Raw genomic sequence first — 15,415 nt, forward strand, 5'->3', positions numbered from 1 at the left:
TGTGTAACTAAAAAAATAGTTGTAGGTTTGAATTAAAATTAAAAGACATGCAAAAGTTAACCAATAAAGAAGAAGAGATAATGCACATTTTATGGAAGCTTAAAAAAGCATTCGTAAAAGAAATTCAGGCAGAAATTACTGAAGACCAGCCGCATTATAATACGCTTTCGACAATTGTTCGAAATCTGGAGGAAAAAGGTTTTGTGGCGCATAATGCCTTTGGAAATACACATCAGTATTATCCAATTGTAACCCTTGAAGCGTATAGTAAAAAATATATGAAAACGGCTATTGATAACTATTTCAACAGCTCTTATAAAAATATGGTTTCGTTTTTTGCCAAAGAAGAAAAAATTTCTGCAGATGAATTACGCGAAATTCTGGCCATGATCGAAAATCCAAATAAAGAGAAATAAGAAAAAATAATAGTTATGGAAGCAATATTGGTTTACATCGCAAAATCGGCCGGCTTAATTGCCTTGTTTTATTGTGCCTATTATTTTTTACTTCGAAAAGAAACTTTCTTTAATAGTAATAGATGGTTTTTGCTTACTGGTTTAATTACATCTGTACTATTACCATTTATTGTGTATACAAAAGTTATCTGGGTAAACCCTGCTCCTATTTCAAATTTTAATTTAGCAAATGTAAATTTCATTCAAAAGACTGAAAGCAAAACTTTTGAAATTAACTGGTTTTATTTACTGCTTGCAGTGTACTGTATCGGATTTTTAATTCTTCTTATAAAATTTGCTATAGATTATTACAGTTTAAATTCTGTTTTAAAAGGCAAAAAAGTGCATCAGCAGGCAGATTTTAAATTTATTGACACCGAAGAAAAAATTGCTCCTTTTTCCTATTTTGAATATATCGTTTACAACTCATCAATGTATACGCCGTCAGAACTGGAAAATATTATTGAGCATGAAAAAGTGCACAGCGATCAAAATCATACTATCGACGTATTGATATCCAGAGCTTTTTGTATGATCTTTTGGTTCAATCCTGTAATATGGTTTTATAAAAAAGCAATTGTTCAGAATTTAGAATTTATTGCAGACAAAGAAGCTGCTAAAAAACTTTCAGACAAAAAAGCGTATCAATACACGCTTTTAAAAATAACAACACATGAAAGCTGTGTTGCAATCACCAATCATTTTTATCAATCATTAATCAAAAAACGAATAGTCATGTTAAACAAAAATCAATCAAAAAGGAGAAATTCCTGGAAGTATTATGTTGTAATTCCTGCGCTTGCTGCTTTTGTTCTGCTATTTCAAATTAAAGTTGTGGCAAAAGAAAAACAACAGACTTTAAAAGAAATTCCAGAAAAAATTAAATCTGTAGATGTTTACAAAGTCAAGAAAAGCTCAACAGATGCCGAATTAGAAAAAATTAAAGAAAATTTAAAAAAATACCACAATGTAGATTTTGAAGTTTCTGATGTAAAAAGAAATTCAGATAACAATTTAACTTCTATTAAAGTAAATATTAAAAATGGTAAACAGCAGACACAATCTATTCAGGTTGGCGGAGATAAAGCCATCAAAGATTTTGGCGTAGTTGTTATTACAGATGAAAAAGGCAATAAAAAAATCGGTATTCAAACAGATGATCAAAATGATGCTAAAATTGCTGTAAGCAAAAAAATCACTTCTGTGAATACAAACCAAGCCGATAATTCTGAAAAAGCTTCGGATTCAAAAACTATAATTACCAAAAAACTAACCACAAAAACCGACATCAATGTTAACACTGATTCTGATACTAGTACAAAAAATAATAGTAATACTGACACAAATATTAGTACTGTTGTAACAATCAACAAAGACAATAATACTAATACTAAAACAATTACGACTACTAAGGGCTCGACTATTGCAATTTCAAATTCTACAAAAGCAAATGTTCAACAAGGACATCAGCTTATCATTATTGACGGACAGGAAATGCCTGATAATTTTGATTATAATAATATTGATGCAAAACATATTAAATCTGTAAATATTTATAAAGGCACTAATGCAGTGGCTAAATATGGAGACAAAGGCGCAGATGGCGTAATTGAAATCGAAACAAAACATTAAAGTTTAAAAATCTGAAAATGCAAAAACTAACCAATAAAGAAGAAGAAATAATGCACATTTTATGGAAGCTTAAAAAAGCTTTTGTAAAAGAGATTCAGGCTGAAATTACTGAAGACCAGCCGCATTATAATACGCTTTCGACAATAGTTCGCAATCTGGAGGAAAAAGGTTTTGTAGCGCATAATGCCTTTGGCAATACACATCAGTATTATCCAATTGTAACCCTTGAAGCGTATAGTAAAAAATACATGAAAACGGCTATTGATAACTATTTCAACAGCTCTTATAAAAATATGGTTTCGTTTTTTGCCAAAGAAGAAAAAATCTCTGCAGATGAATTACGCGAAATCCTGGCTATGATCGAAAACCCGCAGGATAAAAAATAAACGAAGAAAATAATCATTATGGAAGCACTTTTCATTTTTATAGTCAAATCAAGTGGTTTAATCGCTTTGTTTTATTTCGCTTACTTTTTTTTACTGCGAAAAGAGACTTTCTTCAACAGCAGCAGATGGTTTTTACTCGCTGGATTAATAACATCAGTAGTTTTGCCATTTGTAGTTTATACAAAAGTAGTTTGGATAGATCCAGTTCCGGAACCTGTTGATTATGCACCAATTGCTAATTATCACCATTATACTTCAGGTTACGGTTCGCAGATTGTTGAAGAAGAATCTTTTGAAATAAACTGGAATCTCGTTTCTCTTGTTGTTTACACTATTGGGTTTGCTGCTTTTATGATAAAATTCGGAATAGATTTCTATAGCCTGAATTCGGTTTTAAAAGGAAAAAAAGTAGAACAGCAGGCCGATTTTAAATTTGTAGATATTGAAGAAAACATAGCGCCATTTTCTTATTTTGATTATATCGTGTACAACTCATCAATGTACAGCGCATCAGAATTAGAAAGTATTCTGGAACATGAAAAAGTGCACAGTGACCAGCATCATACAATTGATGTTATCATTTCGAGGATTTTCTGCATTCTGTTTTGGTTCAACCCAATTATGTGGCTTTATAAAAAAGCAATTCTTCAAAATCTGGAATTTATTGCTGATAATGTAGCAGCCAAAAAAATATCAGACAAAAAAGCGTATCAATACACGCTTTTAAAAATTACAACACACGATACTTGTGTTGCCATCACCAATCATTTTTATCAATCATTAATCAAAAAACGAATTGTTATGTTAAACAAAAGTCAATCAAAAAAATGGAATTACTGGAAATATTCTGCAGTAATTCCGGCACTTGGAGCATTTGTGTTATTGTTCCAGATTAAAACAATTGCACAAGAGAAAAAAGAACTGAAAGAAAAAACAGAAAAAGCGGCTTTGGCATCTAAAAAACAAGATGGAGAAGTTTATAAAATCACAAAATCAACAACAGATCAGGAATTAAAAGATTTAAGCGCAAAACTAAAATCTGAACATAATGTTGATTTACAAGTTTCTAATATTAAAAGAAACAGCGATAATGAACTTATCAGCATAAAACTTAAAGTTGTTAAAGAAAACGGCAAAGTTCAAATTATTGAAATGAACAGTACAAAAGCTTTAAAAGACTGCAGTATTGTAATCGGCAAAGATGAAGACGGTACCAAAGCAGTAAGCTTAATTACTGATGACCAGATTGATCATCCGGTTTTAATTCAAACTCGTGACGTTATTGTAAAAGACAATGAATCTGATGTTGTTGTTGAAGATCGCGCTGCACCGGTTCCTCCTGTAGTTCCAGTTGCTCCGGCTGCCCCTGTTTTTCCTGCAAGTCCAATGCCTCCGATGCCAGCAATTGATATGTCTAAAATGCCAAAACCTCCAGTTCCTCCAAAGAATTCAAATGATAAAGTGGGCTGGGCTAAATTTGAAAAAGATATGGCCGATTTTGAAATGAGAATGGAAGCCTTTCAACCGGATCTTGCCAATTACGAAAAACAAATTGAGGATATTATGGCTCAAAGAGAAGCTATTTTTCAAAAACAAATGGAGAAATATGAAGTTGCCATGGATAAATTCAACTTTGATATGGATAAATTTAATCAGGATATTCAAATTAAATATGGCAGAGATTCTAAGGAATACGAAAAAAACATGAAGCAATATGAGTATGATATGAGACAGCACGAGCTTAACATGAAACAACATGAAAAAGATATGAAGCAGTTTGAGAAAGACATGAAACAGCGTGAAAAGGAATTAAAAAAGTGGGAAAAAGAAAATAATAAAAGATCTTAATCTCTCTTTCTATCAATAAAAAAAAGACTTTGTGAGTAACAAAGTCTTTTTTTATATCTTTGAAAAAACAAATCTGCCATGTATAAATTTTTAGCCAAACTAAATAAACTTCTTCTTCCGAGTTTTACTAAACAAGGTTTAGATATTTCGAAAGCCAAAAAATGGCAGCTGGCTATTATTGGCTATCGCGCCTACGTTACTAAACGAGCTTTAGGATAATCAATCAAAAATACTTTTGTTTTTAGCAGAAAGTAATTGATTTATTTTCTGCAATATTATATTTATGAAAAATAAAAAATTTAGTTTACCTCCTGTTCCGGCTGTATTATTAGCAATTATTAGTGTACAGTGTGGAGCAGCAATAGCAAAAACACTTTTTCCGGCGATTGGAGCTGCAGGAACTGCATCTATACGTATAGGAGTTTCGGCATTAATTTTATTATTGGCATACAGACCTAATTTAAAAGCCATAACGCCGGCTCAATGGAAAATCGTAATTCCTTACGGTTTGTCTTTGGGTGCGATGAACTTGATTTTTTATTTTGCTATAGAAAGAATTCCGATTGGTCTTGCTGTAACTTTAGAATTTGTCGGACCTTTATTATTGGCTATTGTAGGCTCAAAACGTCTGGTAGATTATTGCTGGGTTTTACTGGCTGCAATAGGAATTTTGTTAATTGCTCCGTGGACAAACGAGCGAATTGACTCTCTGGGAGTTGTTTTTGCGCTTTTAGCGGGTGGACTTTGGGCAGCATATATTGTATTTGGCGGTAAAATTTCAAAAATTATGAATGATGGTGATGCCGTTTCAACCGGAATGTTGTTTGCTGCAATCCTGGTTTTACCTTTCGGATTTCTCGAAAACGGATTAGCCAATCTTACACCAAAACTTTTCGGAATGGGTATTGCGCTTGCACTTTTATCAAGTGCTATTCCGTTTACTTTAGAAATGAAAGCTTTAGGTCAGCTTCCTCCTCGTACATTTAGTATTTTAATGAGTTTAGAACCATCTGCTGCTTCTATTTGTGCCTTTATTTTTCTTCAGGAAAATCTAAGTTTTTATGAAATTTTAGCCGTTGTTTGTGTTGTGATAGCTTCGGCAGGTTCAACATTAACAGCCAAGAAATAAAAAAGCCCTGCATTGCAGCAAGGCTTCTTCGTTGTAGGCATTCTGTTTGGAGATCTTAATTATTTTTTTGGAAGCAATACTGCGTTAACAACATGAATCACACCATTTGATTGATTAACGTCAGCAATTGTTACCTTAGATTTATTACCGTTTTCGTCAGTAATATATAAATCTTTTCCTTTCATCCAAGCTGTAAGAGTTCCACCGCTTACAGTTTTAAGCGTTGCTTTTCCATTACCAGCTTTTATCGCTTCTGCAATATCTGATGCATTCATTTTTCCTGCAACCACATGATAGGTTAAGATCGTTTGAAGCTGTTTTTTGTTTTCAGGTTTCAGTAATGTTTCCACTGTACCTTTTGGAAGTTTATCAAAAGCAGCATTTGTTGGAGCAAAAACCGTAAATGGGCCTGCACCTTGCAAAGTTTCTACTAATCCTGCAGCTTTTACAGCAGCAACAAGGGTTGTATGATCTTTTGAATTAACGGCATTTTCAATAATATTTTTATTTGGATACATTGCTGCACCTCCTACCATTACTGATTTTTGGGCAAATGATGTAAATCCGAAAGTTAATGCTAAAATTGCTGTGGCTAAAAATTTTCTAGTTTTCATAATTAATATTTTAAGTTATAAAACCATTTACGACGTTATAATCGTTTTGGTTTTAACAAAAAATAAAAAACCGAAATCTTATTCTTTAAAATCATTAAAACATATGATAAAATATGGGCTTCGCAAGAAATTAAAATTTTAAAATTAAATTATCATTTACAGAATTTATAAAATTTAATTCTTTTAAAAATGTAACTCTGATACATCGTGTATGGAATGATAACCTAATTTGCGATAACTTTCAAACTGTGCTTCATCAAAAAATTGGTCTGCTGTAGACTGTTGTGGAAAATCAGGATTGGCCAAAGCATATTCTCGTATGTCAATTGGTTCATCGCCGGTTAAAGTTGCTTTTATATAAATTAATGTGCCTCTGGTTTTTGTTCCGGGATAAATAATATCACCTTTAATGATATGTTTCTTTTTCGATTTTTCGGCGAGCTTGGTAATATCTTCAAAATTATGAAAGACGATTTCAACACCAAAATCAATTCGGCATCTTCTTATTGCATTTGCCAGTCCTTCACAAGCAACATCCTGATCTTGTTCGCCATCTCCTAATATAATGTAGTTACAGCGTCTTCTAATGAGTTCATACAATCCCATATTATCAAAATGTCCTCCATCAGAAAGACAAACATAATCTTTATTGATATCTGATTTACCAATCAAATCGCGAATAAGATAAACCAAACCAAATCTCGGGTCTGAATCTTTCCATCTGTCACGTCTTGTATTGCCTATCCACCATCCAAGCCTAACATTAAAAATAGTCAAGAGAAAAGCCATAGGAGCTGAAGAATGATAACCCCAATTAGGATTTACTGCCGCTCCGGATATTGCCATTGCTGTTCCTATAGTTGGACCTCCGTTTTTGTTAGAAAATTTATTTGTTGGTCGATAGCCATATTCATAAACATTATCAACATCCCAGGTTGAAGCTCGTGTAGGGCTAAAATCATATCCGCAATACAAAGGTGTAAAAACAAATGATTCTGCTTTGCGGTCTTGTCGATCAAGTGCCGAAACTACTGTTGCATTTAAAGCTGTATTAAGAATAGGAAACGGTCCTGAATAGCCGTCTTCAACCAGCATTGAAGACAATAATATATCATCATCGGTATCAAATCCAGTAAATGCATTTGCGGTTTTAATTCGGTCTTCCCTGCTTCGTGTTGCGCCCATAAAAGCTCTTATCAGTCGGTTACGATAGAAATGATGAAGAGAAAATTCATTAACACCAACTCTCCAGCTTAAAAAAAGTGTAAGTAAGAACAATACAACTGTTATTATAAGATTTTGAAAAGTATCCGGCTTAAATCGTATTTGATTTATAATACCAGAACCTATCAAAATTACACCAATCATGAAAATGAAGGGAACAATTTTGACAACTGTATTCATAATGCTTTTGGTATTCCCGGGCTCTGAATTGTCTTTGGAAGAAAATGCTTTTTTTACTCCCCAGGCAACTATTCCAGCCCAGGTAGGTAAAGCAATAAAAGCTCCTTCTTTAAAAAACCGCCATAAATCGGGCATAATAAATACACCAAAACAAATAAGCATCCAGAAAAGTATAAACCTATTTACATACCCTCCTGTTCTTCCCCACCATTCCCGGCGGTAATCCGGAAACATTCTGCCCATTATTGCCATTCTTGTTATAATAGCGAGAGAAAAAATTTGTAAAACTATTGGAAGACCAATTAACAGCATTACTTTGTCGGGATCTATTTTTACCTTGTCGTTAAAATTCGTAAGAGAAGGCAATATGAGACTATAATAATTCCAGAATAAGTACAATAATAAGCTTAAAACGATCGATGCAAAAGTTGATGATATGATCAATATTGTTAAAAACCAAATATATCGTTTTACACCAATTTTCTTTTTTTCACTTTTTTGTTTTTCAGACATTTTTTCCTTTACAACGGTTGCCTTACCCAACAAAATAAGATCATGTCTTTTATCATAATTACCAACCATCCCCACAAAAACCAATGCAAAAAGTGATGGAAAAGCTACATTATTTCTAAACCATATAAATATGCCTTCATGTCTGGTACAAATTTCATCCAGTCCGATATTATACATAAATGTACTTATAAGAAATGCACAAAAAATTGTCCATATTATAAGAGCTGTAGGCAGATAACTGGTTAAACTTGTAAGTCTGGCAATGTTAATATCAAAAACATTCCATATTTTTGGGTCGCTTACTACTTTTCTTTTTTGCTTTATTTTATAATAAGACCGCATGGCAAAAGCAGCAATTAAAGCCCCTAAAGACAACATTATACTATTCCACAAAAGAAATCGTATTTCGTCTTTGGCTTTTAATTCTTTAAATATTTTTCCAAGAAATTCCCAAAAATTGTACAGATCTAAAATCATGGAAAAAACCGTAAGCAGTACCAGTAATAATAATACCTGATTGACAAGCGTGTTTCTTAACCAGGTCATTCCTGACGTCCATGCATCTGGAGACATTAACCCTACATTTGGAGAAAGATAATTACTGAACATCCTTAACCAGCGTATGGGACGAACTTCATCTGCAAATGGATCTGATGATTTTTCGGGACATAACTGATCTGTAACTTTGCTCGATGTCCCAGAACGTTTAATCCACGAGGTATACCAAGTTCCAATATAACCGCCTCCGGATACTGTAGATATATAATCCATTTTTCCTAAAACACCCAGACCTGCCAGTCGCTGTAATATTCCAAGATTGAATGTAGCAGAACGAATACCACCGCCAGAAAAAGCAAGTCCATAAAGTTTCATATCCAATGCTCTTACCATCGGATCACCATTATTTTCATTATCAGACAATTTTATATCAAAATCGTCTTTATTTTCTTTTTCTGATATTTTTACTGAATTATTATCCGTGTACTCATTCTTCGAAGCCTGCCATTCTTTCTTTCTCTTCTCACGTGCCTTTACAATTTCATTGAGCTCGTCGTTAAACAGTGTTTCAAACGGAAGTGTAAATTCTCTTTTTATTTTACTCTTAACATTATCATTTAATAATTCCCGAAGTAATAAATTATCATTTGTAAGATACTCCTCCGCAGTTTCTTTATTTTTATCCCACCATATTTTATGATTTTTAAAATCAGTATCGCTGAGTAACTTGTTGTAGTCATCTTCACTTTTTCGGGGAACATAAAACTGATAAAGTCTAACTTCGTATGGCGATTTATTCCGACCAGCAATAGCTTGTATAACCTGCACAGGCATGTATTCTAATATTGCTGCTAATTTTTTACGCTCTTCCAGCTGTCCTTTATAAAGTGCCGCACGTATTTGCTGCCTCCAAAAAAAGGGCACTCTAAACAGTAAAAGTTCTCTGCTTTCTGGTCTGTCAATGTACCTTTTGTCTATATTGGCTCCAAGCCAGTCCAAAAGATTGTAAATAATATCTAAATACACTTCCGTCAAATTTTTGGTATCCAGCTTATCCGGACTATGCCAGACTAGATCTGTTATTTCATCAATTTGCGCCGGAGTTAATTCTTTTTTTAAGTGATAATCATTGGTACTTTTCTTTTTAAGATTTTTCCATGAATATCTGTCAACAAATTCTTTAGGGAAATTGTTTTGAGAATTGTTTTTTAAAATATCCTGAAAAAGAGTTAAATACGAAATTGCTTCAGCTGTCAGATCAGTTACAATATCCATAGTAAATAGGATTAAATGATTACTATATTTAGGAATGCAGTAAAAAAATCAATTTAGAGCTACATGAGTATGGCAGGAATGGATATCTTTTAAATCGTGCTCTTTGTGGAATAAGTATTCAGAATTTTAAATATATGACTAAATTACATTAAAAATCATTTCAAAACAAAAGTATAATTACCTGTTTTTAAACAAGTTATAGCAATATTTAACACAAAAAGAACCAAAACTAAAAAAAATGTTAAATCATTAAATATATTTTACTATTTTAGCAATAAACTTGTCGATTATGAAAAATATACCTCAAAAAGTTAGAAGTAAAAAAATAAGTTCAAGAGTAGATTTAACTGCAATGGTTAGCGTTTCTTTTTTGTTGATTATATTTTTTATGCTGGTTGGTGAATTGGCTAAACCTAAGGTTATGGATTTGAGTTTACCTGCTAAAGATTACAATAATGAATCACATATTATAGGCTGTTACCTTCATCACGATGAAAATCGCATTTTAACGCTTTTACTTGATGATAAGAATAAGATAATTACATATTCTGGATTATTATATAATCCAAAAAACGGCCCCAAAGAAATATTATATGGCAAAAACGGAATTAGGAAAGAATTATTCGTAAGGAACAAAAAAACTTTAGAATATTCAGCTCAAAGAGGAAAACCAGGAAGAGGAATTACAGTAATTATCAAACCAAGTAAAAAATCTAATTTCAAAAATTTAGTTGACATTTTAGATGAAATGGCGATTGCTAAAATTGATACTTATGCAATTGTAAATGATTTTTCTCCGGAAGAATCAGAATTATTGGCTTCAAAATAACTCTTTCTGTATTAAAAATAAAACTTATGAAAAATCTGCCTCAAAAAGTTAGAAGTAAAAAATTAATCTCCAAAGTTGATTTAACTGCTATGGTTAGTATATCTTTTTTGCTAATTATATTTTTTATGGTTGTTGGGGAATTATCGAAACCAAAACTTATGGAACTATATTCTGGAAGAGGAGGTTGCGGTCCTGAGCCTGAATGTAATAAACCTGATGAAAATATTGTTTTAACTTTATTACTTGATAAAAACGACAAAATAATAACCTACCATGGCTTACTAGCATTTCCTATACAAGCCCCTAAAGAAGTTAACTATCAGAAAAATGGAATACGAAAAGAGCTAATAGAGAAAAATAAAATGGTTTTAGAATATTCGGCAAGACTTGGCAAACCAGGAAGAGGAGTTACAGTGATTATAAAACCAACAGAAAAATCTAATTATGGAAATCTTGTTGATATATTAGATGAGATAAAAATAGCTAATATAACCTCTTATGCAATTGTCCCTCAGTTTACACCCGAAGAATCCAAATTATTAGCTTCGAATTAAAAAATTTTCAGAATTCTTTCAGCTCACAAACTTGAAAATTGAAACAAAGAAGAACCTGAAACAAAAAAACATAAAAAAAGTCCCACATTTCTGTGGGACTTTCTATTTATAAAAACTTAAGAATTTTTTCTCAGTGACAAACTTTAAATTTAAAATTTTAATAAGGAATTCAATTCTCCTTTTCTTTTTTAAATTCTATACTATTTGGAATTTACTATAATTAATTATTTATCTAATAATGTTTCTAATCGTTTTAATCTAGTTTCTAAATCACTGATTTTTTTATATTGATCTTCAATAATATCTTGTTGTTCTTGAACTGCTTTTACTAGGGGTACAACAAAAGCTGCATAATTTAAGCTATAAAAATCTCCTGTATTAGCTGGTTTAGAAACACCACTAAATTCATAATTTAAACTATTTGCCACAGCTTCAACTTCCTGAGCAATAAAACCAGATTTCAGATCTGTAGTTTCATTCTTCATGTAATAGGTCACTGGACGTAATTTGGTTATAAAATTTAAACCGAAAGGGCTATTGTTTATATCTTTCTTAAGACGTTTGTCTGAGCTAGTCAAAAATGCACTAGCTGTCATAGAGCCACTTGTATATACACCAGTTACTTGATTATTTCCTAACTGAATAGTATTACTGCCTTTACCCACCGCATTATTTCCTATCACAATTTGATTAGTATCACCAAGTGCAGCTGTTCTTGTATCGACACCAATAAAAATAGAATTATCTACCAAAGATGCAAGAGCGCCACCAGATGCTCCAACGTGTGTTCCGCTATCTGTACCGATTGCAATATTATTATTTCCAACATCAGAAAATCTTAATGCATTAGTTCCAAATGCAATGTTACCGCTGCCGGTTCTGTTTGTATTTGTTGCATAATTTCCAACTCCTATATTGTCATTTCCAGAAACATTACTATTCATTGTATTTATACCAATGCCAATATTTGCAGAACCTGAACCATTATTAAATAAAACTTTTGTTCCTATTGCTGTATTTTGCTGTCCATTTGTATTAAAAGCCAGAGCTCCATAACCAATTGCTGTATTCCATTGTCCAGTAGTATTACTCTTAAGCGCATCTGCCCCAACAGCAGTATTTAATGAGCCAGTAGTATTAACTCTCAAAGCATTAGAACCAAATGCCGCATTATTAATACCTGTAGATGATGGATTTAAGGCATTAACTCCAAACGAATTATTATCTACACTCAATAAACCACTTCGAACATTATAACGTTTAAAAACTAAATCATTATCATCTCGAGTTCCAATGAAATTTATGCTTGCATTTGTACCTAAATTACCTCTAATATCCCATTTTTGCTTTAATTCAGTAGCTAAATCTTCAATAGCCCCTTGCACATTTGTAGAAGGTACGGCAATTGTTGTTGCAGAAGCTACAATAGGCACACTAGGTGTCAATAATGCAGTTTCAACTGGGGAGTTTATAACATATGGAGTTCCCGTTTTTCCATTACCAGTTACTGTAACATTCGTTCCAGCGGTTACCAAAGATTTTAGTTCAGTTAAATCAAGAGGAGTGGTAGTTCCATTTTCGCTACTATAACTTAATGTGCTAGTTTTTGGTTCGTAAGACAGAGATGTTAAAGTTTCCTGAATGTCAACTGAATTTCCTGCTTCATTAGAATACCTTGCTATTACATTTCCAGTCGAAACAAGAGGAGTAATTGTTGTAGCAGTCTCTCTTATATCTACTGGTGTGTCTCCAGTTTCATTAGCATACTGTGCTATAATATTTCCAGTAGTAACAACAGGAGTAATTGTCGTAACGGTTTCATTTGCTGTAATTGCTGCTTTATCAATAAAACTTCCGCCGTCGGTTCCCACTGCAATTAAATTCCCAGCATTAGAGCTTATAACTTTTGAAGACGAAACTGTTCCTGCTTCATTTGTATAAGTGATGTCTCCTGTAGCTGGATTTTGAGAGTGTGTCGTTATTGTTTCCTGAATGTCAACTGAATTTCCTGCTTCATTAGAATAGCTTGCGATTACATTTCCGGTCGCAACAAGAGGAGTAATTGTTGTAGCAGTCTCTCTTATATCTACTGGTGTGTCTCCAGTTTCATTAGCATACTGTGCTATAATATTTCCAGTAGTAACAACAGGAGTAATTGTTGTAACGGTTTCATTTGCTGTAATTGCTGCTTTATCAATAAAACTTCCGCCGTCGGTTCCCACTGCAATTAAATTCCCAGCATTAGAGCTTATAACTTTTGAAGACGAAACTGTTCCTGCTTCATTTGTATAAGTGATATCTCCTGTAGCTGGATTTTGAGAGTGTGTCGTTATTGTTTCCTGAATGTCAACTGAATTTCCTGCTTCATTAGAATACCTTGCGATTACATTTCCGGTCGCAACAACAGGAGTAATTGTTGTAGCAGTCTCTCTTATATCTACTGGTGTGTCTCCAGTTTCATTAGCATACTTTGCTATTACATTTCCAGTAGTAACAACAGGAGTAATTGTCGTAACGGTTTCATTTGCTGTAATTGCTGCTTTATCAATAAAACTTCCGCCGTCGGTTCCCACTGCAATTAAATTCCCAGCATTAGCGCTTATAACTTTTGAAGACGAAACTGTTCCTGCTTCATTTGTATAAGTGATATCTCCTGTAGCTGGATTTTGAGAGTGTGTCGTTATTGTTTCCTGAATGTCAACTGAATTTCCTGCTTCATTAGAATAGTTTGCTATTACATTTCCAGTAGTAACAACAGGAGTAATTGTCGTAACGGTTTCATTTGCTGTAATTGCCGCTTTATCAATAAAACTTCCGCCGTCGGTTCCCACTGCAATTAAATTCCCAGCATTAGAGCTTATAACTTTTGAAGACGTAACTGTTCCTGCTTCATTTGTATAAGTGATATCTCCTGTAGCTGGATTTTGAGAGTGTGTCGTTATTGTTTCCTGAATGTCAACTGAATTTCCTGCTTCATTAGAATAGTTTGCGATTACATTTCCAGTGGTTACAGCAGGAGTAATTGTTGTAATCGTTTCTAAACCTTTTACTAGATTAGACAAATTAATTACAGTCGAAACTCTATTTTCTGGATTATAAGTAAGCGTTTGAGCTACAGAATCGTATATCAAGCTAGTCTGCGTCTCAGTTCCCTGAACTAAATTTAATAAGTTCACAACAGTCGGAACTCCGTTTTCTGGAGTATATGTAAGTGTATTTCCCGCAGCATCATAAACCAGACTGGTCAAGGTCTCTTTATTTTTGATGATGTTTGTCAGCTCGGTTACAACTGCTGGATTATTAAATATAGCAGGGGCATTATTTGTTACATCGCCCACTACGTCGATTACCGTTGCAGTATTGTTTTCACTGGTGTAGGTATGTTTACCATCGGCAGCGTTAACCAAAGTCGTAATGGTCTCATTATTTTTTACTAAATCCTTGAAATTAATTATTTGCTGATTTCCGTTTTGATCGATATACGAAAATGTGTTTGAAACAGGATTAAATATAACTGTTCCTTCAGCAATTGAGGCATCAGAAGAAATTAATATTCTGTTCCATTTATTATTTAACCAATAATAATAACCAGGTTTAAGATCGATAGAAGTTGCTGTATTAAATACAAACAAACTGTTTACATTCCCCCCTACAATTGTTCTTGCGTCTGTCAAACTTGTTAATGCAACTCTTGGAAACAAAACTCCTTTATCAGCTGCATAAATCTCTAATTGCGTTGAAGGATTAGCCTCTTTTTTCCCTATAACCACTTGTGAATAAGCTGAATAAAAACCTAAAACAAAAAGTATTGGAAGAAATTTATTTTTCATTTTTCATTTTAATTAACATTAATAAAAATCAGGATGTTTTTACAAATAATCATTTTTACTTGATTCATTAATTATTTTAAGATTTATAATTAATAAATTATGAATACAAATTTCCTTCTAATTAAATATTGTTATAACTCATAAAAGTTTTTATTTTAACATTCTAGGACATGTAGAAGTAATTCTTCTTATAAAAATATCCAAGTTTAAAAAGTAATATTTCAAAATAAATATCTGAATTCAATGAGTTTAACAATCCAAAATACTTTTTGTTATTTAGCTTTTTTTGCTAAATCCAAATTAACTACCTATTTGATTTACATAAAAAAATCTTACTATAAGAGAAGCTTAAATTTAACTTCTTAAATTCTTGTGTGTAATAAGTTTGTATTTTGCCAATACCCAGAACTTTAAGATCAGGTACAAACAAAAAAAATCCCACATTTCT

General features: G+C 32.7%; 11 protein-coding genes. 8 read left to right on the top strand and 3 right to left on the bottom strand.

The window, feature by feature from the left end:
• The first annotated feature begins 47 nt into the window (after positions 1–47).
• The 6 genes from BUC29_RS17280 to BUC29_RS17305 all read left to right on the top strand — a co-directional run bounded on the left by BUC29_RS17280 (position 48) and on the right by BUC29_RS17305 (position 5,450).
• Positions 48–416 carry a BlaI/MecI/CopY family transcriptional regulator gene (locus BUC29_RS17280; RefSeq protein ID WP_073417424.1) on the top strand — a complete coding sequence of 123 codons (369 nt, stop codon included), beginning with the start codon at positions 48–50 and terminating at the stop codon, positions 414–416.
• 15 nt (positions 417–431) lie between these two features.
• The gene (locus BUC29_RS17285; protein ID WP_073417425.1) at positions 432–2,087 is read left to right on the top strand and encodes a M56 family metallopeptidase; all 1,656 of its coding nucleotides are present in this window, start codon (positions 432–434) and stop codon (positions 2,085–2,087) included.
• Positions 2,088–2,104: 17 nt separating this feature from the next.
• The gene (locus tag BUC29_RS17290) at positions 2,105–2,473 is read left to right on the top strand and encodes a BlaI/MecI/CopY family transcriptional regulator (RefSeq protein WP_073417426.1); all 369 of its coding nucleotides are present in this window, start codon (positions 2,105–2,107) and stop codon (positions 2,471–2,473) included.
• Positions 2,474–2,491: 18 nt separating this feature from the next.
• The gene (locus BUC29_RS17295) at positions 2,492–4,321 is read left to right on the top strand and encodes a M56 family metallopeptidase (protein ID WP_073417427.1); all 1,830 of its coding nucleotides are present in this window, start codon (positions 2,492–2,494) and stop codon (positions 4,319–4,321) included.
• 78 nt (positions 4,322–4,399) lie between these two features.
• Positions 4,400–4,540 carry an SsrA-binding protein gene (locus BUC29_RS17300; protein ID WP_073417428.1) on the top strand — a complete coding sequence of 47 codons (141 nt, stop codon included), beginning with the start codon at positions 4,400–4,402 and terminating at the stop codon, positions 4,538–4,540.
• Positions 4,541–4,604: 64 nt separating this feature from the next.
• Positions 4,605–5,450, top strand: coding sequence for an EamA family transporter (locus BUC29_RS17305; RefSeq protein WP_073417429.1), 846 nt, complete (start codon positions 4,605–4,607; stop codon positions 5,448–5,450).
• Between the two features lie 59 nt (positions 5,451–5,509).
• On the opposite strand, the gene BUC29_RS17310 is transcribed toward BUC29_RS17305, so the two are convergent.
• The gene (locus BUC29_RS17310) at positions 5,510–6,064 is read right to left on the bottom strand and encodes a fasciclin domain-containing protein (protein WP_073417430.1); all 555 of its coding nucleotides are present in this window, start codon (positions 6,062–6,064) and stop codon (positions 5,510–5,512) included.
• A 183-nt stretch (positions 6,065–6,247) separates the two neighbouring features.
• The gene (locus BUC29_RS17315; protein WP_073417431.1) at positions 6,248–9,754 is read right to left on the bottom strand and encodes a patatin-like phospholipase family protein; all 3,507 of its coding nucleotides are present in this window, start codon (positions 9,752–9,754) and stop codon (positions 6,248–6,250) included.
• A gap of 289 nt (positions 9,755–10,043) precedes the next feature.
• On the opposite strand from BUC29_RS17315, the gene BUC29_RS17320 reads away from it, so the two are divergent.
• Together BUC29_RS17320 and BUC29_RS17325 are read left to right on the top strand one after the other, a co-directional pair.
• Positions 10,044–10,583, top strand: a complete 540-nt coding sequence (locus BUC29_RS17320) for an ExbD/TolR family protein (protein WP_073417432.1) — start codon at positions 10,044–10,046, stop codon at positions 10,581–10,583.
• 26 nt (positions 10,584–10,609) lie between these two features.
• Positions 10,610–11,137, top strand: a complete 528-nt coding sequence (locus BUC29_RS17325) for an ExbD/TolR family protein (RefSeq protein WP_073417433.1) — start codon at positions 10,610–10,612, stop codon at positions 11,135–11,137.
• A 224-nt stretch (positions 11,138–11,361) separates the two neighbouring features.
• Here BUC29_RS17325 and BUC29_RS17330 read toward each other — a convergent pair whose 3' ends face one another.
• Positions 11,362–14,967: a tail fiber domain-containing protein gene (locus BUC29_RS17330; RefSeq protein WP_073417434.1), complete on the bottom strand. Its 3,606-nt coding sequence runs from the start codon at positions 14,965–14,967 to the stop codon at positions 11,362–11,364.
• Between the last annotated feature and the right edge of the window lie 448 nt (positions 14,968–15,415).

The sequence above is a fragment of the Flavobacterium defluvii genome, assembly GCF_900129555.1.
Lineage (GTDB): Bacteria > Bacteroidota > Bacteroidia > Flavobacteriales > Flavobacteriaceae > Flavobacterium > Flavobacterium defluvii.

What these genes read in the sequence shown, in the direction of transcription:
- BUC29_RS17305 (WP_073417429.1), top strand. Translation starts at nt 4,605, where the DNA reads ATGAAAAATAAAAAATTTAGTTTACCTCCTGTTCCGGCTGTATTATTA.
- BUC29_RS17280 (WP_073417424.1), top strand. Translation starts at nt 48, where the DNA reads ATGCAAAAGTTAACCAATAAAGAAGAAGAGATAATGCACATTTTATGG.
- BUC29_RS17310 (WP_073417430.1), bottom strand. Translation starts at nt 6,064, where the DNA reads ATGAAAACTAGAAAATTTTTAGCCACAGCAATTTTAGCATTAACTTTC.
- BUC29_RS17300 (WP_073417428.1), top strand. Translation starts at nt 4,400, where the DNA reads ATGTATAAATTTTTAGCCAAACTAAATAAACTTCTTCTTCCGAGTTTT.
- BUC29_RS17320 (WP_073417432.1), top strand. Translation starts at nt 10,044, where the DNA reads ATGAAAAATATACCTCAAAAAGTTAGAAGTAAAAAAATAAGTTCAAGA.
- BUC29_RS17285 (WP_073417425.1), top strand. Translation starts at nt 432, where the DNA reads ATGGAAGCAATATTGGTTTACATCGCAAAATCGGCCGGCTTAATTGCC.
- BUC29_RS17290 (WP_073417426.1), top strand. Translation starts at nt 2,105, where the DNA reads ATGCAAAAACTAACCAATAAAGAAGAAGAAATAATGCACATTTTATGG.
- BUC29_RS17295 (WP_073417427.1), top strand. Translation starts at nt 2,492, where the DNA reads ATGGAAGCACTTTTCATTTTTATAGTCAAATCAAGTGGTTTAATCGCT.
- BUC29_RS17325 (WP_073417433.1), top strand. Translation starts at nt 10,610, where the DNA reads ATGAAAAATCTGCCTCAAAAAGTTAGAAGTAAAAAATTAATCTCCAAA.
- BUC29_RS17330 (WP_073417434.1), bottom strand. Translation starts at nt 14,967, where the DNA reads ATGAAAAATAAATTTCTTCCAATACTTTTTGTTTTAGGTTTTTATTCA.
- BUC29_RS17315 (WP_073417431.1), bottom strand. Translation starts at nt 9,754, where the DNA reads ATGGATATTGTAACTGATCTGACAGCTGAAGCAATTTCGTATTTAACT.